18 protein-coding genes are annotated in these 16,595 nt (G+C 59.6%); 12 read left to right on the forward strand and 6 right to left on the reverse strand.

The features are described 5' to 3' along the window. From LGH74_RS10600 to LGH74_RS10610, 3 genes are all read left to right on the forward strand, one after another. Window positions 1-807: a polysaccharide deacetylase family protein gene (locus tag LGH74_RS10600; RefSeq protein ID WP_226175498.1), complete on the forward strand. Its 807-nt coding sequence runs from the start codon at window positions 1-3 to the stop codon at window positions 805-807. A 111-nt stretch (window positions 808-918) separates the two neighbouring features. Beyond that, entirely contained in the window at window positions 919-1,356 is a 438-nt protein-coding gene (locus LGH74_RS10605; protein ID WP_226175500.1) for an SRPBCC domain-containing protein, read from the forward strand. A gap of 142 nt (window positions 1,357-1,498) precedes the next feature. Next, entirely contained in the window at window positions 1,499-1,897 is a 399-nt protein-coding gene (locus LGH74_RS10610; protein WP_226175502.1) for a hypothetical protein, read from the forward strand. Here LGH74_RS10610 and LGH74_RS10615 read toward each other — a convergent pair. After that, window positions 1,885-2,307, reverse strand: coding sequence for a DoxX family protein (locus tag LGH74_RS10615; RefSeq protein WP_226175504.1), 423 nt, complete (start codon window positions 2,305-2,307; stop codon window positions 1,885-1,887). The genes LGH74_RS10610 and LGH74_RS10615 overlap by 13 nt on opposite strands. Window positions 2,308-2,454: 147 nt before the next feature. Between LGH74_RS10615 and LGH74_RS10620 the strand changes: the two genes are divergently transcribed. The 5 genes from LGH74_RS10620 (at window position 2,455) to LGH74_RS10640 (ending at window position 6,619) form a co-directional block, all read left to right on the forward strand. Beyond that, on the forward strand, window positions 2,455-3,522 hold the full coding sequence (locus tag LGH74_RS10620) for an SDR family oxidoreductase (protein WP_226175505.1): 1,068 nt from the start codon (window positions 2,455-2,457) through the stop codon (window positions 3,520-3,522). Between the two features lie 110 nt (window positions 3,523-3,632). Further along, window positions 3,633-4,442 carry an SDR family NAD(P)-dependent oxidoreductase gene (locus LGH74_RS10625; protein WP_226175507.1) on the forward strand — a complete coding sequence of 270 codons (810 nt, stop codon included), beginning with the start codon at window positions 3,633-3,635 and terminating at the stop codon, window positions 4,440-4,442. A 148-nt stretch (window positions 4,443-4,590) separates the two neighbouring features. Further along, complete coding sequence (locus tag LGH74_RS10630; protein ID WP_226175509.1) at window positions 4,591-5,289, forward strand: hypothetical protein; 699 nt, start codon at window positions 4,591-4,593, stop codon at window positions 5,287-5,289. A 134-nt stretch (window positions 5,290-5,423) separates the two neighbouring features. Continuing rightward, window positions 5,424-5,825, forward strand: a complete 402-nt coding sequence (locus tag LGH74_RS10635; protein WP_226175511.1) for an ACT domain-containing protein — start codon at window positions 5,424-5,426, stop codon at window positions 5,823-5,825. A gap of 275 nt (window positions 5,826-6,100) precedes the next feature. Then, entirely contained in the window at window positions 6,101-6,619 is a 519-nt protein-coding gene (locus LGH74_RS10640) for a hypothetical protein (protein WP_226175513.1), read from the forward strand. Window positions 6,620-6,696: 77 nt separating this feature from the next. Here LGH74_RS10640 and LGH74_RS10645 read toward each other — a convergent pair whose 3' ends face one another. Then, window positions 6,697-8,847 carry a carboxy terminal-processing peptidase gene (locus LGH74_RS10645; RefSeq protein WP_226175515.1) on the reverse strand — a complete coding sequence of 717 codons (2,151 nt, stop codon included), beginning with the start codon at window positions 8,845-8,847 and terminating at the stop codon, window positions 6,697-6,699. 294 nt (window positions 8,848-9,141) lie between these two features. Between LGH74_RS10645 and LGH74_RS10650 the strand changes: the two genes are divergently transcribed. The 4 genes from LGH74_RS10650 to LGH74_RS10665 all read left to right on the forward strand — a co-directional run bounded on the left by LGH74_RS10650 (window position 9,142) and on the right by LGH74_RS10665 (window position 11,976). Continuing rightward, window positions 9,142-9,549: a hypothetical protein gene (locus LGH74_RS10650; protein ID WP_226175517.1), complete on the forward strand. Its 408-nt coding sequence runs from the start codon at window positions 9,142-9,144 to the stop codon at window positions 9,547-9,549. Between the two features lie 35 nt (window positions 9,550-9,584). Next, on the forward strand, window positions 9,585-9,932 hold the full coding sequence (locus tag LGH74_RS10655) for an MmcQ/YjbR family DNA-binding protein (RefSeq protein WP_226175519.1): 348 nt from the start codon (window positions 9,585-9,587) through the stop codon (window positions 9,930-9,932). A gap of 76 nt (window positions 9,933-10,008) precedes the next feature. Continuing rightward, a complete protein-coding gene (locus LGH74_RS10660) occupies window positions 10,009-10,944 on the forward strand; it encodes an NAD(P)-dependent oxidoreductase (protein WP_226175522.1) in 936 nt (311 codons plus the stop codon). Between the two features lie 117 nt (window positions 10,945-11,061). Continuing rightward, the gene (locus LGH74_RS10665; RefSeq protein WP_226175524.1) at window positions 11,062-11,976 is read left to right on the forward strand and encodes a carboxypeptidase-like regulatory domain-containing protein; all 915 of its coding nucleotides are present in this window, start codon (window positions 11,062-11,064) and stop codon (window positions 11,974-11,976) included. Between the two features lie 74 nt (window positions 11,977-12,050). On the opposite strand, the gene LGH74_RS10670 is transcribed toward LGH74_RS10665, so the two are convergent. The 4 genes from LGH74_RS10670 to LGH74_RS10685 all read right to left on the reverse strand — a co-directional run bounded on the left by LGH74_RS10670 (window position 12,051) and on the right by LGH74_RS10685 (window position 16,450). After that, window positions 12,051-12,872 carry an enoyl-ACP reductase FabI gene (locus tag LGH74_RS10670; RefSeq protein WP_226175525.1) on the reverse strand — a complete coding sequence of 274 codons (822 nt, stop codon included), beginning with the start codon at window positions 12,870-12,872 and terminating at the stop codon, window positions 12,051-12,053. A 117-nt stretch (window positions 12,873-12,989) separates the two neighbouring features. After that, window positions 12,990-14,663 (reverse strand): DNA repair protein RecN, encoded by a 1,674-nt coding sequence (gene recN, locus LGH74_RS10675; protein WP_226175526.1) that lies wholly within the window; start codon window positions 14,661-14,663, stop codon window positions 12,990-12,992. Window positions 14,664-14,886: 223 nt separating this feature from the next. Further along, complete coding sequence (gene porD, locus LGH74_RS10680) at window positions 14,887-15,804, reverse strand: type IX secretion system protein PorD (protein WP_226175527.1); 918 nt, start codon at window positions 15,802-15,804, stop codon at window positions 14,887-14,889. Continuing rightward, a complete protein-coding gene (locus LGH74_RS10685) occupies window positions 15,797-16,450 on the reverse strand; it encodes a phosphopantothenoylcysteine decarboxylase (RefSeq protein WP_262904585.1) in 654 nt (217 codons plus the stop codon). Before LGH74_RS10685 ends, porD begins: the two co-directional genes overlap by 8 nt. Between the last annotated feature and the right edge of the window lie 145 nt (window positions 16,451-16,595).

A 16,595-nucleotide genomic window follows, 5' to 3' on the forward strand; every position in this document is an offset into this window, starting at 1 on the left:
ATGAAAACCGTCTTTCTACTGGCAATTCTGCTGACGACTAGTGCCCTTGCGGCCGCCCAACCCGGCCATGCTTCGCAGCCCCGGCGTGCCATCATCTGCCTGACGTATGACGACGGGCTGCCCTCTCACCTGCGCACGGTGCTGCCCCAGCTGGATTCGGCGGGCCTGAAGGCCACGTTTTTTCTGAACGCCATTCAGGGAGCATCCACCGCTGTGGGCGAGGCCTCGCCGGCGGTGGCGGGCTGGACGGCCGCGGCCCTGCGCGGGCACGAGCTAGCCAATCATACGCTGTTTCACGCCTGCCCGGAAAAGCTGGGCTGGCCGAAGGCACTGGCAGTGGAGAGCTACACCGAGGAGCGGATGCTAGCCGAAATCAGCACCCAGAATGCGCTGCTGGCCCTGCTCGACCCCCGGCGCAAAACCCGCTCCTTTGCCTTTCCCTGCAACAACTTCCTGCTGGGCGCCACGGATTATGCCGGTCTCATCAGGCAGCGTGGCCTAGTGCGCTACGGCCGGGCGGGCGGCACCCGGGCCAGTGTCGTAACTGACTTTTGGGGCCTCGACCCGATGAAGGTGCCAAGCTGGATGGTGGAGGAAGGCACTTCTGTGCAGGAACTGGTGGCGTTTGCCGAGCGGGTGCGACAGGCCGGCGGTCTGGGAATCTACCAGTTTCACGGCGTCGGGGCCGAGTTCTTCCGCGTTTCCGCCAGCACCCACCGGGCGTTTCTGGCGTATCTGAAAGCGCACCCCGACGCATATTGGGTAACCACCTTTTCCGAGGCCATGGATTTTGTAACAAGGAAATAAGTGCCAGCCGGAGACTCGGTTATGCCGGCTGGAGTGGGGGCAGCGCGGCAGACTTTTTGTAAATTCCTCGGCTATTACCCACTCCTTCCATCACCTAAAACAGCCTGCACCATGAAAAAAACCTGCTTTTCAACCATGATCAACGCGCCCAAGGAGAAAGTATGGAACGTGCTCTGGGGCGACCAGACCTACGGCGCCTGGACGAGCGTATTCAGTGAAGGCTCGCGGGCCATTACCGACTGGCAGGAAGGCAGCAAAGTGGTCTTCTCTTCGGCCGATGGCGGCGGGATGTACAGCGTTATTGAGAAGAAAATACCCAACGACTTTATTTCCTTCAAGCACCTGGGCGAGGTAAAAGACGGCCAGGAACTGCCCATTGACGAGAAAACCCAGAGCTGGTCGGGAGCTACGGAAAACTACACCCTGACTCAGGTGGGCGAAACCACCGAGCTGTCGGTGGAAATGGACATTAGCGAAGACCACCAGCAGTATTTCAACGACACCTTTCCTAAGGCTCTGGAGAAAGTGAAAGAGCTGGCCGAAGGATAAGCGCTGCTTTTTGCGCGGCCAAGCTACCAGCGGGCTACTGCGGCGTTTGGCGTCGTTGTAGCCCGTTGGTTTGTGCGGCCAAACCGATACTATTCGGGTGCTGGAGTTGCGCGGCCCGGATACCTCTCCCATTCTGAATCCTATGCCATTCCTTCTGCGGCACGCCGCTTTCCTGGCCATTCTTTCGGCCGCAACAGCCTGCGACGCCGCGCACGAGCAGGCTGACTTGGGGTATAACCTGGTCATTCTGCAGGACCCGGCGCACGACGAGCTGTCGTTGAACTACCGGATAAGTGCCGGTGGCTACCTGACGATAAAAACCGGTCTCATCCGGTGCGCGTGGGCCACGCCGGCGTATGTTCTACTGCAGAACTTCTCGGTTATTAATAGCCACAGTAGCTTCGTGTATTATCTGCTGCCGGTGGCCAAAGCCAATCCGCAGGATGTGCAGGACGCTTTGATCGGGCCGCTGGGGAAAGATTCAGTGGCGTTCTACCTCGGCCGAAACCAGCTACACGGTGCCAAGCGCTACTGCTTTTGAGGCGAAGGCAATTCTGCGGCACGGGACTGGTCGGCGGCGGCAATGAGGAGTAGGGCCACGAGCAGCAGCACGCTGTATTCCATGCCGCCCGTGCCATGCTCGCCCACGAACCAGCCGTTGGCGGCGTGAATGAGTAAGATGCCGGTGCCGATGAGCAGAAAAAACACCAGGGCCACCCAGCGGGTGAAGATTCCCAACAGCATCAGCAGCCCGCCCCCCAGCTCCACGGCCGTAATCAGCCACACTAGGGCTACGCCCATCGGCAGCCCCTGGCTTTCGAGGAAGCCGCCGAACCGGGGCACCGTGCCGCCCACCACTCGCACTGCTGCGTGGGCCATTAACAGTCCGGCCACCGTGACGCGCAGCAGTATCAGGCAATGCGCCAGGCGCAGAAAGGGAAAACGGCTCATGGGGCGGCGGAAAAGAGTGGGCGGCAAAAATATAATTTCAACGCTATATACCAGCGTCATTCGGGCCATTTCCCGGTTTTGGCTGTTATAGCAACTTGCGCCGGCCCGCCGCCGGCCGCAACTACCTTATAACTCTGAAATCACAGCATGGAAAACATAGCATTGGTCGTGGGCGCGAGTGGTATTATTGGCAGCAACCTGTCCCAGGAGCTGCTCAGCCACGGCTGGACTACCTACGGCTTGGCCCGCTCGCCCCGCCCGGATGTAGCCGGCCTGCGCCCGGTAGCCGCCGACCTGATGGACCCGGTCAGTCTGGCCGCCGCCCTACAGGGCCTGGCCCCCACCCACGTCTTCATCACTAGCTGGATGCGGCAAGACACAGAGGCGGAAAATATCCGGGTAAACAGCGCCATGGTGCGCAACCTGCTGGCTGCGCTGGCCCCGAAAAAGTCGGTGCAGCACGTAGCGTTGGTAACTGGCCTGAAGCACTATCTGGGTCCGTTTGAGGCCTACGTGAGCGGAGGGGTAGCGCCGCCTACGCCCCTGCGCGAGGAGCAGCCCCGCCTGGCCCTCGGCAACTTTTACTACGCCCAGGAAGACGAAGTATATGCCGCTGCGGCCCGCGACGGGTTCAGCTGGAGCATTCACCGGCCCCACACCATCATTGGCAAGGCTGTGGGCAACCTCATGAACTTGGGCACCACGCTGGCCGTGTATGCCAGCATCTGCAAAGCCACTGGCCGCCCGTTCCGTTGGCCCGGCTCAGCGGCGCAGTGGCACGGCCTTTCCGACGTAACCGATGCCCGCATCATTGCCAAGCAGCTGCACTGGGCGGCCACTACCGAAGCGGCCCGCAACGAAGCTTTCAACATCGTCAACGGGGACGTGTTCCGCTGGAGCTGGCTCTGGCCCCGGCTGGCGGCCTGGTTTGGCGTGGAAGCGGTGGGCTTTGATGGTACCATTCACCCGCTGGAAGCCGAGCTTAGTCAGGACGCCGCCGTGTGGCGCGCCATTGCCGAGCGCCACCAGCTGGCTGAGCCCGAGCTGAGCCGCCTGGCCTCGCCCTGGCACACCGATCTGGACCTGGGCCGGCCCATTGAGGTAATGACCGACATGGCCAACAGCCGCAAGCGGGGCTTCACGGCGTACCAGGCCACGGAAGATTCGTTTTTCGACCTGTTTGCGCAGCTGCGCGCCGACCACCTGATTCCGTAGCGCCAGCACCGGCGGTGTGAGGCCGTGGGACCAGGCTTTGCGCAAGCCCGACAATAACCGCCCGGCTGGGCTTTGCGTTATCATTTGCCTACCTAAATCACTATTCAATCATGGCAAATCAACCCCAAACAGCCCTCATCACCGGGGCCACCAGCGGCATCGGCCGCGAGCTAGCCAACTGCTTCGCCCAGGATAAATACAACCTGATTCTGGTGGCCCGCGACCCGCAGGAGCTGACCCAGACGGCCGCTGAGCTGCAACAGCAGTACGGCGTGCAGGTAACCACCATTGCCAAAGACCTGTTTCAGCGCCAGGCCCCTTTCGAGGTGTACGACGAAATAAAGGCGAAAGGCACCCAAGTAGACGTGCTGGTAAACGATGCGGGCCAGGGCCAGTACGGCACCTTCGCCACGACCGATATCAACCGGGAGCTGGATATTATTCAGCTCAACATCGGGGCCTATGTGGTGTTTACCAAGCTGTATCTGCAGGAAATGACGGCCCGTAACGAGGGTAAAATCCTGCTCGTGGGCAGCATTGCCGGTGAGCTGCCTGGCCCGCTGCAGGCCGTGTACCACGGCACCAAGGCCTTTGTCAACTCCTTCGTCGAATCGATTCAGGAGGAAAACAAGGACAGCAAGGTCGTCATCACCAACCTGCTGCCGGGCGTAACGGATACCGACTTCTTCAACAAAGCCGATATGAACCGCGCCAAAAACATTGCCGAGGGCAGCAAAGCCTCCCCCGCCGACGTGGCCAAAGACGGTTACAAAGCCCTGCTGGCCGGGGAGCGGAAAGTCATTTCCGGCTTTATGAACAAGGTGCAGGTGACGTCCAGCAACGTGATGCCCGACGCGCTGGTGGCCGCCCAGGTCCACAAGCAGAGTGAGCCCATCGACGGCAACGAAAGCGCCCGGTAATACGAGCCAACCGAAAAACGTCCGGTCTGCTGAGCAGGCCGGGCGTTTTTTTATGGGCGTTTGGCGGGTCTAGCCGTAAGCAGAACAATACGGCGCGGAACTACCGCCCGTGGCGGCCCACCTCGGCCGCGCTTCCTACTTGTCTTCCATGAAAAATTTCACCGTAGAACGCCTTTCCTTCGATACCCTGAGCGAGCTGCCCGGCTCCTGGACCAACCAAGATTATCTGGAGCTGCTGCGCCTGATGAGCTACGACAGTCCCGAAGCTATAGAGCCGGCCGAATTGAAGGCTATGTGCCAGATGTCGCTCACCGACCTCGAACCCGCCGAGGCCGCGCAGCTGGTGATGGGCTACCTTTTCGAAGATGAGCTTACCATTGGTCAGGCCGAAAACCTGGCTCACCAGATGCTGACCGAGAAGTTATGGGAAGAAAACCCGCAACTAGGGCAGCACGAAGGCTTTTTCAAAGCCACCCAGCTGCTGCACGAAGCTTACAACGGCAAGTTCCCGCGCACCGAAGCCGTGCAGTTTCAGGTGCAGCTCACCGCTGAAGCGCCCGAGGACTTAGCTTTATTTGCCACGCAGCCCGAAGCCCCGCTGCTGCGCCTGTTGGCCCAAGGCATGCCCGACAACACGCTGCTCAACCGCCTTTTTGGCGACCAGCTGGCGGGCACCAGCTTCCCCGAAGCGCCCCATATCATCTGGCAGTTGCGCACCATTAAGCAGGATGCTTCTTCTATGATTTTAGAGGTCGTCAGTTCGGCCTATTGGCTCGACGACTTCAAGTATGCTGACACCTACGCGGCCACCACTCAGGCCGATACGGAGGAAGCCGAAGAAGCGTAATACTACTCACCGGTAACGCCCCGGGCCTTTTGCCGCACCAGCCGCTGTCTTCCCAGAAGGCAGCAGCTGGTGTCGTTCGAGGGAAACCAGTAGTGCCACTGAGCAATCAGCCCACAAGGCACTACCTTGCCCCTATGAACGGCGAAACCAACTTGGGAGACCTACTACGCACAATGCGCCCGGCTAGGCAGCCCGGCACCTACGTATTCTGCTCGGTAGCTTCCCTCGAAGGCTTCGATGTGGCCGACACCGTTGGGCTGTTTCGGGAGGCGGAAGGCATTACTGTCATTTTGCCCCAGGCCACGGCCGACCGGTTGCAGCTCCCCTACTCCTACGTGGCCGCCTGGCTCACGCTGACGGTGCATTCGTCGCTGGCCGCCGTAGGACTCACGGCCGCTGTAGCTCAGGCCCTTGCCAACGCCAGCATTAGCTGCAATGTGGTGGCCGCCTACTACCACGACCATATTTTCGTGGCCGCCACTGATGCCGATGCGGCCCTGCGCGTGCTGCAGCAGGTGGCCGCCACTGCCTCCTGAATCTACTGCCTATCTGGCCCGCAGGTTCAGCAGCCGAATCTGGGAAGTGTCGAAATGCAGGCGGCGGATACGGTTCCAGATAAAGGAAAATCCTTGGCGGCTCGGCAAATCAGGCGTTTTTTGTCGTTTTTCTAGCTTATCTGCGGCGGCCTTAGTTTTGGCAACGCACTACTTGGCAGCCGCTGCCCAACGAAAAAAACAGCTTGGCGGCCTCGCCCACCCGGCGGTTGTCACGCGGTTGGCCAAGCTTGCTTACCTTCCCCGCCCCCAACCATTTGTCCTCTCTTGCTCTCGTGTTCAAGCTGTTCTCTGCCACTACTGTACCCGCCACTCAAGTTGATCCGCTGCTGACTTTCGTGCGCGAAATTGGCCTGCAGGTGCGCGAAGCCTCACTCAAAGGCCACACTACGTTTCTGCCCGGCCTGCTTATCGACCAGGGCGTGCTGGTAATAGACCGTAAACGCCTGCTTTACCCCGGCGACATTCTGCACGAGGCCGGCCACATTGCCGTAACGGTGGCCACCGAGCGGCATCTGCTAACGGCTAATGTTACGGAGCATCATCCCGAAAAGGAAGGCGAAGAATTGGCGGTGCTGGCCTGGTCCTACGCCGCCAGCGTGGCCCTGCAGCTACCACCGGAAGTCGTGTTTCACCCGGCCGGCTACAAAAGCCAGAGCGAGTGGCTGATTAACAATTTTCAAACCGGCCAAAACATCGGGCTGCCCCTGCTGGTCTGGATGGGCCTGACGACCCACGACACATTTCCGCGCATGACGCGGTGGCTGCGCGAGTAGCTTCCAGGCAGGTATATAAACGACAAAAGCCCGCTGCGAGGCTTCGCAGCGGGCTTTTGCTTGACAGGGGGAAGGCGCTATTTGCCCAGTTCGTCCTGCAGCACGGCTACGGCTTCACGTAGCGTCAGGTCTTTGCGCAGGGGCTGCACGAAGCGGCTGGCCCGGCTGCCGGCCACACTGTCGGCGGGCGTGGTGGCGGCCAGCAGCGGGGCTACATCCAGTGCGGGGGCGGCCTGCTGGGTTTGCTTAAACTTCTCGGTGGCGGCCCGGGCTTGTAGCTGCTCGGCGCGGTAAGCCATCAGGTTCAGCGGTACCTGGGTGGTTTTGCGGCGCTTCACCATGTCCTGCACGGCATCGGTAAGCTGCTGGAAAGCGGGGTTGGCGGCCACGCGCTGCTGGCTGGCGGCGGCCAGCGTGGCTACGGGCGGCGCGGTAGCCCATGCCTCGTAGTTAGCAGGCGAAATTTCGTCCCAGGGCAGCGGGTAGTCGGTATCCTGCTCACCATCGGCCAGCACGCTGTAGGCATCGGGCACCACGATATCGGGCGTTACGCCCTTAAACTGCGTGGACGAGCCCGTCACGCGGTAGTATTTCTGAATGGTCATCTTCAATGAGCCAAACGGCTTGAGGCTGGCCAACGCGGGGTTCATAATATCGTCCAGCTCGAAAATGCGCTGCACGGTGCCTTTACCGTAAGTGGTATTGCCCACAATCACGCCGCGCTTGTAGTCCTGAATAGCGCCGGCCAGAATTTCGGAAGCCGAGGCGCTATACTTGTTGACCAGCACGGCCAGTGGCCCGTCGTACTGCACCTGCGGGTCCGGGTCACTCACCATTTGGGCTTTGCCCTCGCGGCTTTTTACCTGCACCATCGGGCCGTTGGCCACAAACAGACCGGCCATTTCGGCCGCGTCCTGCAGCGAGCCGCCGCCATTGAAGCGCAGGTCGAGCACCACGCCATCCACTTTTTCGCGCTTTAGCTTGGCCAGCTCGGCTTTCACGTCGTCGGCCGAGCTGCGGCCCCCGTCGTGGTTAAAGTCGGCGTAGAAGCTGGGCAGCAGAATGTAGCCGATTTTCTTGCCGCCCTCGTTGATGATGGCCGACTGGGCGTAGGTTTCTTCCAGCACCACCACGTCGCGGATAATGGAAATAACCCGGGTGGTGGCATCGGGCTTTTTCACCGTCAGGCGCACTTCCGTGCCTTTCTTACCCCGAATCATCTGCACCACTTTGTCGAGGCGCATGCCTTCCACGGCCACGGGCTCGGCCGCGCCCTGGGCCACACGCTGCACTACGTCGCCGGCTTTCAGCTCGCCCTGCCGGTAGGAGGCCGAGCCGGGCACGATGTAGGCTACCACAATCTGGCCGTCTTTCTCGCTCATCTGGGCACCGGTGCCTTCGAGGCGGCCGGTGAGGGCAATGTCGAAGTTGGTTTTATCCTTGGGCGCGAAATACTCGGAGTGCGGGTCGAAGGTATTGGCAATGGTGTTAGCAAACTCGGCCAGGCGGTCGGCCTCGTCGGTCTGGCGCAGGTCGCTGAAGGCTTCGTCGTAGTATTTGAGCACCTGCTTGCGGGCCTCGGCCTCCAGCTGGGCCGGCGTGCGCACCGGAGCCGACAGCGTCGCACTCGACGGCTTGGCCTTGGTAGCAGCCAGCGACTTGGTTTGCTGGCGGCTTTGCTCATCCATCATTTCCGACACCCGTACCATGGTCTGGTACTTGAGCAGGCGGCGCCACCGCTCGCGCCGGGCGGCGGCATCAGCGGCATAAGTCAACTTTTCGGGGTCCGTTTCGAAGGTTTCGGTGGCCGTAAACTCGAAGGGCTTCTGCAGCAGTTCGCGGTAGAGCGTCTGGGCCTCCTGCACGCGCTGGTTGATGAGCTTGGTGCTCAGGTCCAGAAAGCCGTGCTTGCCTTGCTTCACCTCGTTGTCGATACCGGTTTCGTACTGCTGTAGCTGCTTGATATCGGCCTGCAGCAAAAACCGCTTGCTGGCATCAAGCTCCTTGAGGTAGAGGGCATACACGCGGCGCGAAAAATCGTCATCGAGCTGCTCGGGCTGCACGTGGGCCACACCCAGGCCCTGGGTTACGGTACCCAGTAGCACCTCTTTTTTCTGGGGCGGCAGGGCGGCCGCTACGTTTTGCGCCATGCCGCTGAAGGGCAGCAGATACAGCAGACCCGGCAGCAAGGCCGAGGAAAAACCGAGGGAAGTGCGAAGTAATGCCATACGTGGATGGGCCAAAGGAAAATAAGTTCGAAGGAAATACCCGACTGCTGAACGGGCGGCATTGCCAGCAATGGCAGCGCGCCGGGGCCAGGGGCCGGCCCGGGCAGCGGTGGTAGTAAGAACACTGCTTTGCCCAGCAAGTTGCACAACGCCAGGCCCGCGGAAAGTGTTCGATGGACCCGAGCCGGCTGGCCCGCCAAACGGTATTCCCAACGGTAGAGAGCGGCTAATTGCGCATCTTTACACTCCTCTTTTCCGGCCGCCGAATTCTTTGGCCGGCTCATTTGCTTGCTTATGACGACTTCCCTGTTGCGGGGCGACGGCACCGTGTACCTAACCGTTGAGCGTAATCAGATTGATAACTGGATTCATGCCCGCTGGCACGGCCGCCAGACGCTGAGCACCATTATGGACGGCGGTCTGACGTATGTGGATATACTGCGGGCTGAGCCGTGCGCCAAGCTTCTGAACGACCACCGCGCCCTGGTCGGCACCTTCACCGAGGCCAACGACTGGATTCAGCAGGTCTGGACGCCCTTGATTATCAACGCCGGCCTGCGCTATTTCGCCCAGGTGGTGTCGCCCGATATTTTCAGCCAGCTTTCCATCGAGAATCTGCATATGCGCATCGGCGACCAGTTCCAGATTCAGCTGTTCAACAGTCTGGAAGGTGCCCAGGAGTGGCTTCGGGGCCAGTCATAATTTCGCTGCTCCTCCCCTTCCTTCTCGTTGCCTTTATGACCGTCGTCGAGCTGCAAGCCATTTGTCATACGTGCCCCGGCGCCACGGAGGATATCAAGTGGGACACGCACCTGTGCTTCTGCGTAGGCGGGAAAATATTCCTTTCGACCTCGCCCGATAATTTCCCCGTGTCGGCCGCCTTCAAGGTGCCGGGCGAAGCTTTCGACCAACTGCTGGCCCGCCCCGAATTTACGGCGCACCACTACCTGAGCCGCCACCAGTGGGTGCACCTAGGTGATATCCGGCGCCTCACTACGGCCGAGTGGCAGCACTACATCCGGCAGTCGTACGCGCTGATTGTGGCGAAGCTCCCGGCTAAAATCCGGCAGCAGTTGGGCGGGTAAAATGCCCTTAGAGGCGCAAATACCGGATACAGCGGCGGCATTCTGCGTATAGCCGGGCAGCACCCTACCTGTCTTTATGCAACTCTTCGTCTATTCCGACCTCAGCGCCCCAGCCCGCGCTATGCTGCTGCACCGCCTCCCTGCTGATGTGCAGCCCGTTTTCCGCACCGATTTGCCGGCCAGTCAGCAACAAGCCGCTTTTCAGCAGGCCGAGGTGGTGCTCGGCAATGTGCCGCCCAATTGGCTAACTGACCAGCTGCCGCCCCGGCTTCGCTTCTGGCAAATCGATTCGGCTGGCTTTGAGCGCTACGCCAATCTGCAGCTGCCTTTTCCGGTGGCCAACGTGGGCGACTATTTTGCCTGGCCCTGCGCCGAAACCATCGTGGCGGGTATTCTGGGCCTCTACCGCCGCATTCCCGAGCTGGCCGTATTGCAGCAGCAACAGCGCTGGGTGGGGGCTCCTCTCCGCGCCACAGTGGGTTTATTGCGCCACAAGCGGGTCGTTATTCTGGGTGCGGGCGCCATCGGGCAGGCCGTACGCGAGCAGCTCGCTGGCTTCCAGTGTGCCATTCAGCTTCTGGCCCGCACCGATCCGCAGGCGCAGCTGCACTCGCCCGCCGAACTAAAGGCAGCCCTGCCCCAAACTGACCTAGTTATTAATTGCCTGCCGGGCAGCGCTGAGGGCTTTTTCTCCGCCGAGCTGGTGGCCGCCATGTCCGTGGGCAGCATCTACGCCAGCGTGGGCCGCGGCAACACCACCGACGAGCCCGCCCTGCTAGCCGCCTTGCAGGCCGGCCGTATCGGCGGGGCCGTCCTCGACGTGACGGCCCAGGAGCCCCTGCCCGCCGACAACCCGCTCTGGACGCTGCCCAACGTGCTGCTTACCCAGCATACCGGCGGCGGCCAGCCCCACGAAGACGAAGGCAAAGTCGATATCCTGCTGCGCAACCTGCACTTGCTGCGCAACGGCCAGCCGCTGGAGAATCTGGTGGAGCTTACGCGGGGGTATTAGTGCCGTATGGTAGTCTTTGTGCAGCAACAGTCACACAAGTACGGTTTCTTTTATGGCAAAAATGTGTGGAATACGGACTAAGCCGGCATCAGCTCAACACACATTCCATATCAGCCCATGAAACTACTTTTACTGCTCGGGTTTTGTCTGTTCTCTCGCTGCGCCCAAGCCCAAAATACTACCGTGACAGGCCGGATATTAGACCGCAGCAACGGGCAAGGACTGCCTGGCACGACCATATTACAGCTTAACACCAATAATGGCGTTAGCTCAAACACCGACGGCAGCTTTTCGCTCACCGTACCCGGCCGCCTGGATAGCGTTGCAGTTAGCCTAAGTGCTATCGGCTACGTGAAACAGCAGCGGCGAATAGTGGCGGGCGACAGTGTCACTATTGCCCTGGAACTGAGCACTGAGGCGTTTGGTGACATCCCAGCCTACGCGCTGCTGGAAGCAAGCCTGTCGGCGGGCCTGCGCTACGCGCCGCTGGGAGCTGCTCTCAAAGTATATGGCTACCGTTTTATCGGTTATAAAGTCAACCTGCAGGGCCACTATCAAACCAACCTTGGCCGCAACTATGCGGCCTTAGCCAGCCTGAGTTTGCCGCCGCTGCAAACTAACAGCCGACTGAGCTTCACCGAAACCCTTACTTACCAGCAGCTGCAGGCCGCGCCTGCCAATCTGCGCTTTCGTAGCTATACCGCTACTCTGGGCGTGAGCAGCTACCGCATCGGGAAGGTGCTCACGCCCGATTTGCTGCTGGGCGGGGGCTATGCCCGTTACCGGCCTTTGCAGCCTTCGGCCGAAACAGCTGCGGCAGCCGGTTATGGCTATAGCATAGGCCTACAGTATAACCTGCCGCATACCTTATGGGCCCAAATGCAGGTACTGGCCACTCGCTGGCCCGGCTATTGGCAGCTGCAGGGCAATGTGAGGCGTCAGGTCTTCGACAACTACTCCGTCGGCGTGGCTTACACCCAGCTGCGCTCCTACCGAGAAGCTTCGCTCACGCTCAGCCGGTTCTTTTACTAAGTCCGCCCAGCCCAAAGCGCAAAAAGCCCGGCCAATTGAATCGGCCGGGCTTCTTCTATACGCTGCACCCCGAATTACGAATTCAGTTTGGTAATCGTCTCCACAATTTCTTCCGAAATACCGGTGCTGCTGAAGCCGCCGTCGTGCATCAGGTTCTGCATCGTTACGTAGCGGGTCAGGTCCGAAAACAGGCTTACCACGTAGTCGGCGCAGGCTTCGGCCGGGGCGTTACCCAGCGGCGACATTTTATCGGCGTAGTCGTAGAAAGCGTCGAAGCCACCCACACCGGTGCCGGCCGTGGTTTTGGTCGGCGACTGCGAAATGGTGTTTACGCGCACCTTTTTCTGCTTGCCGAGGCGGTAGCCGTAGTTGCGGGCAATGCTTTCGAGCACGGCCTTAGCCTGCGACATATCGGTGTAGTCGGGAAATACGCGCTGGGCGGCAATGTAGGACAGGGCCACCACCGAGCCCCACTCGTTGAGGGCATCCTGCTTTTCGGCCACGGCCATCATCTTGTGAAACGACAGCGCCGACACGTCCAGCGTCTTCATAAACCACTCGTAGTTCAGCTCACCGTAGTTCTTGCCCTTGCGGATGTTGGTGCTCATCCCAATGCTGTGTAGCACAAAGTCGAGCTTGCCGCCTAGGTGTTCCTGCGCGCCGGTAAAGAGCTTTTCCAGATCTTCCATCGAGGTGGCATCGGCCGGAATGATGGGCGCGTTGCACTGCTCCGAAAGCTTGTTGATTTCGCCCATGCGCATCGCCAGCGGGGCATTGGTCAGCACGAAACGGGCACCTTCGGCGTGGGCCTTGAGCGCCACTTTCCAGGCAATAGATTTTTCGTCGAGAGCCCCGGAAATGATACCGACCTTGCCGGCAAGGATGTTATTAGACATGCTGTCTGTGATTTAGTGAGTTGGTGATTTAGTGAGTGGGATGGCGCCGCTTTTTCCTGCGGTACAGGCAAGAGCCGGCAAGTTAAATAATCAGCAACTCACTAAATCACTAATTCGCTAAATCGCCACTTCCTCACCCCGCATGGCCAGCAGCTCGCGGGCACTCTGGAAGGCATTTTCACTGGGCTTGGCCCCGGCAATCATGTGAGCAATTTCGCGCACCCGCTCTTCGGTTGTCAGCTCCCGAATGCGGCTCACGGTACGGTCGGCACGGTCTTCCTTGTACACGAAGTAGTGCGAGTCGCCGGCGGCGGCCATCTGGGGCAGGTGCGAAATGGCCACCAGTTGGTGCTTTTTGGCCATCTGCTGCATCATGCGGCCCACTTTCACCGCAATTTCCCCCGAAATACCAGTGTCAATTTCGTCGAATACGATGGTGGGCAAGGCTGTTTTATCGGCCAGCATATATTTGATGCACAGCATCAGGCGGGAGAATTCCCCACCCGAAGCAGCCTTGCTTAGGGTCTGGGGCTGGGCACCTTTGTTAGCCGTAAACAAGATGCTGATAATATCGGTGCCGCTGGCGGCCGGCTGCCCGGTGCTGTGCTGCACCACGATGCGGGAGTGGGGCATGCCCAGCTCCGACAATAGCCCGGCCAACTCCTTTTCGAACTTTGGAAACGCTTTTTTCCGGCTTTCCGACAGCTTGGCAGCCTGGCGTGTGGCCGTAGCCAGGGCGCCGTCGGTGTCTTTGCGCAGGCGCGTGAGCTCCTTGTCCAGGTTCAGCACCGAGCCTACTTTCTGACGCAGCTCGTCGCGCACGACAATCAGCTCGGCCACGTCGCGCACCTGGTGCTTGCGCTGCAGGTTGTAAATCACGTTCAGGCGGCTTTGCAACTCGTCGATGCGGGCCGGGTCACCCTCGGTGCGCCGCTCGGCGGCCTCCACTTCATCGGCAATATCGTGCAGCTCAATCAGGCAGCTGTCGAGGCGTTCTTTCAGTACTTTGAATGAGTCGGCGTAAGCCGAAATCTGGCCCAGCAGCGTGGCAGCTTCCTTCATGCTGCCGGCCGCGCAATACTCACTCTCGCTCAGGCTCTGCAGGGCGTGCGTCAGCTTGAACTTGATTTCCTCGGCGTGCTCGAGCTGCTGAATTTCCTGCTCCAGCGCCTCCTGATCCTCATTATCGAGGCGGGCTTCCTCCAGCTCGTTCAGCAGAAAGCTGTGGTAGTCCAGCTCCTTGTTGGCCTGGGCAATCTGGTCTTCCACCATTTTCAGGTCAGCTTCCAGCTTGCGGTACTGTCGGTAGGCGTTGCTGTAGTGGGCCCGCGTGGGCACCAGGCCCGCGTACAAATCCAGCAGGTTGAGCTGAAATACCGCGTCGCCGAGCAGCAGCGTGTCGTGCTGGGAGTGAATGTCCATCAGGTTGGCCCCGATGTTGCGCAGCGTCTCCAGCGTTACGGGCGTGTCATTCACAAATGCCCTGGATTTACCCGAGGGGCTTATTTCACGGCGCAGAATGCACTGCGCGTCGTAGTCCAGATCTTCTGAGTCAAAGATGTCTTGAAGCTGGTAGTTGGAAATATCGAATTGGCCCTCAATCACGCACTTCTGCGCCGTGTTGAAGAGCATGCGCGAATCGGCGCGGTTGCCGAGCAGCAGCCCGATAGCGCCCAGCATGATGGACTTACCGGCCCCGGTTTCGCCCGTAATAATATTGAGCAAAGCGGAAGGCCGCAGCTCCAACTGCTCAATCAGAGCGTAGTTCTGTATGCGAAGATCAACCAGCACAGTGGTAAGATTAGTTAGCAGGAAGTAAAACGGTTTGGTCGCCGAACGGCATCCAGGGCAATTCGTCCTTTTTCAGCAGTTGAAAAAGAGGGAAAGTGCATATGCGCCGCCCAAAGGCAATACAACCCGTTTCCAACTAATGAAATTAGTTGATTTTCCCGACACAACAAGTTCAGGCCAACTAGTTTAGCATCCCAAAGCCCTATATAGCCGTTTGGCTACCTCAGGGTTGCCGCATTATCGTCTGGTACTTGGCCGAGTTGGTGGGGTCTACTTCCGTGAGCATCGTTACCACCTGCTGCTTCTGCTGCTGATCCTGAGCAGTACGGAAGATATTGGAAATCTCGTCCGACTTGGTATCGAAAAATGCGCGGGCCAGCAGTGTGCCGGGCCGGCGAATGGCAGCCTGCTGCACGCCCTGCAAGGCCGTAAACACACTCGTGCGGGCTTCGTCGGGCTTCTGAATAAAGATATCGAGTCCCTGCCGATAGTAGGCATAAATGCCGGTGCGCATGGCTTCCAGCTGCGGGTCCTGCAGGTTGTTGAGCAGCCAGTACCGGTTGCGCGACTCCCCGTCTTTCCAGGCCGGGTCGGCTTCGTTGGTGATGCTCTGGGAGGCGGCGTTGTTGAGAATGTTGCGGGCCCGGTCGTAATAAGGCGAGCCGCCCAACTTGGCAAAGCTGTCCTGGTCCATGCCGATGATGACGTAGGCGTAAAAGCTCAACAGCGACGACAGATTGGAAACAAACGTATTTTCCGAGTAGTCAATCGGGTTCTGGGGCGAGTAGTTGAACACCCAGCGCTTGTCGGCAAACGACAGCAGATTGGTTTCGTAGCCCGTGCCATACACCGGCCGCGACGACACAATGCGGGCCGTAGCCTCAAATGAGCCTGACTGCGGAATGGCCGTGATACCCACGAAAATCCGGCACTTAATGCGCTCCTCGGGCCGGTAGGTCTGGTTGGTCCACGAGCGAGTGTTCAAAAACGACTGCATGTCGTTTTTGAGCTGCTGAATCAGCTGCCGGTCCGACACGTTGACGTTTTCAGTGGTTACCTGCACATCGACGAGCAACTCCTGTGCTTGGCCGGGGCGGGCCAGCAGGAGCACAAACAGCAGCGGAAGCAGAATTTTACGCATTGCGGAGGGAAAGACTGGCAAGAACGGTTCGGACAATATCGTGGGCTACGGCGGCTTTGGGCTTCAACTCAAAGATAGTCTTTTGGCCTGCCGTATCGAGCAGCGTCACTTTGTTGGTATCGTGGCGGAAGCCAGCGCCGGAGTCACGCAGGGAGTTGAGCACAATCAAGTCGAAGTTTTTGCGCTGCAGCTTGCCCCGGGCATGGGTTTCCTCATCATTGGTTTCTAACGCAAAACCCACCGAAAATTGTTCAGCCCGCTTGGTTTGGCCCAGCGTGCCGGCAATATCTACGTTCTTCACCAGCTCCAGCGTCAGCGTGTCGCCGTCCTTCTTGATCTTGTTGGGAGCTACTTCGCGGGGCCGGTAGTCGGCCACGGCGGCGGCAAAAACCCAGATATCGGCCGTAGGCGCGGCGGTGGCGGCGGCGGCGTACATCTCGGCGGCCGTCTGCACCCGGGTCGTCGTTATCAGCGGGCTTGCTGGGTCGGGCAAACTAGTAGGGCCGCTAATGAGCATAACTTCGGCACCGGTGGCGGCAAAAGCCTCGGCCAGCGCGTAGCCCATTTTGCCGGTGCTGTGGTTGCCGATAAACCGAACCGGGTCAATTGGCTCGTAAGTTGGGCCGGCTGTGAGTAAAACACGCATCGTGGAAAAGTAAAGAGGGTATAAAAGTAACGTCATTCCGAGCGAAGCCGAGGAATCTGGCGTGGCGTCGTTAGATTACTAATCAGACGTCAGCACGCGAAATTCCTCGGCTTCGCTCGGAATGACGTTCTAATTGCTCTACTCA

It is taken from the genome of Hymenobacter lucidus (assembly GCF_020447265.1).
GTDB lineage: Bacteria > Bacteroidota > Bacteroidia > Cytophagales > Hymenobacteraceae > Hymenobacter > Hymenobacter lucidus.

What these genes read in the sequence shown, in the direction of transcription:
- LGH74_RS10600 (WP_226175498.1), top strand. Translation starts at nt 1, where the DNA reads ATGAAAACCGTCTTTCTACTGGCAATTCTGCTGACGACTAGTGCCCTT.
- LGH74_RS10605 (WP_226175500.1), top strand. Translation starts at nt 919, where the DNA reads ATGAAAAAAACCTGCTTTTCAACCATGATCAACGCGCCCAAGGAGAAA.
- LGH74_RS10610 (WP_226175502.1), top strand. Translation starts at nt 1,499, where the DNA reads ATGCCATTCCTTCTGCGGCACGCCGCTTTCCTGGCCATTCTTTCGGCC.
- LGH74_RS10615 (WP_226175504.1), bottom strand. Translation starts at nt 2,307, where the DNA reads ATGAGCCGTTTTCCCTTTCTGCGCCTGGCGCATTGCCTGATACTGCTG.
- LGH74_RS10620 (WP_226175505.1), top strand. Translation starts at nt 2,455, where the DNA reads ATGGAAAACATAGCATTGGTCGTGGGCGCGAGTGGTATTATTGGCAGC.
- LGH74_RS10625 (WP_226175507.1), top strand. Translation starts at nt 3,633, where the DNA reads ATGGCAAATCAACCCCAAACAGCCCTCATCACCGGGGCCACCAGCGGC.
- LGH74_RS10630 (WP_226175509.1), top strand. Translation starts at nt 4,591, where the DNA reads ATGAAAAATTTCACCGTAGAACGCCTTTCCTTCGATACCCTGAGCGAG.
- LGH74_RS10635 (WP_226175511.1), top strand. Translation starts at nt 5,424, where the DNA reads ATGAACGGCGAAACCAACTTGGGAGACCTACTACGCACAATGCGCCCG.
- LGH74_RS10645 (WP_226175515.1), bottom strand. Translation starts at nt 8,847, where the DNA reads ATGGCATTACTTCGCACTTCCCTCGGTTTTTCCTCGGCCTTGCTGCCG.
- LGH74_RS10650 (WP_226175517.1), top strand. Translation starts at nt 9,142, where the DNA reads ATGACGACTTCCCTGTTGCGGGGCGACGGCACCGTGTACCTAACCGTT.
- LGH74_RS10655 (WP_226175519.1), top strand. Translation starts at nt 9,585, where the DNA reads ATGACCGTCGTCGAGCTGCAAGCCATTTGTCATACGTGCCCCGGCGCC.
- LGH74_RS10660 (WP_226175522.1), top strand. Translation starts at nt 10,009, where the DNA reads ATGCAACTCTTCGTCTATTCCGACCTCAGCGCCCCAGCCCGCGCTATG.
- LGH74_RS10665 (WP_226175524.1), top strand. Translation starts at nt 11,062, where the DNA reads ATGAAACTACTTTTACTGCTCGGGTTTTGTCTGTTCTCTCGCTGCGCC.
- LGH74_RS10670 (WP_226175525.1), bottom strand. Translation starts at nt 12,872, where the DNA reads ATGTCTAATAACATCCTTGCCGGCAAGGTCGGTATCATTTCCGGGGCT.
- porD (WP_226175527.1), bottom strand. Translation starts at nt 15,804, where the DNA reads ATGCGTAAAATTCTGCTTCCGCTGCTGTTTGTGCTCCTGCTGGCCCGC.
- LGH74_RS10685 (WP_262904585.1), bottom strand. Translation starts at nt 16,450, where the DNA reads ATGCGTGTTTTACTCACAGCCGGCCCAACTTACGAGCCAATTGACCCG.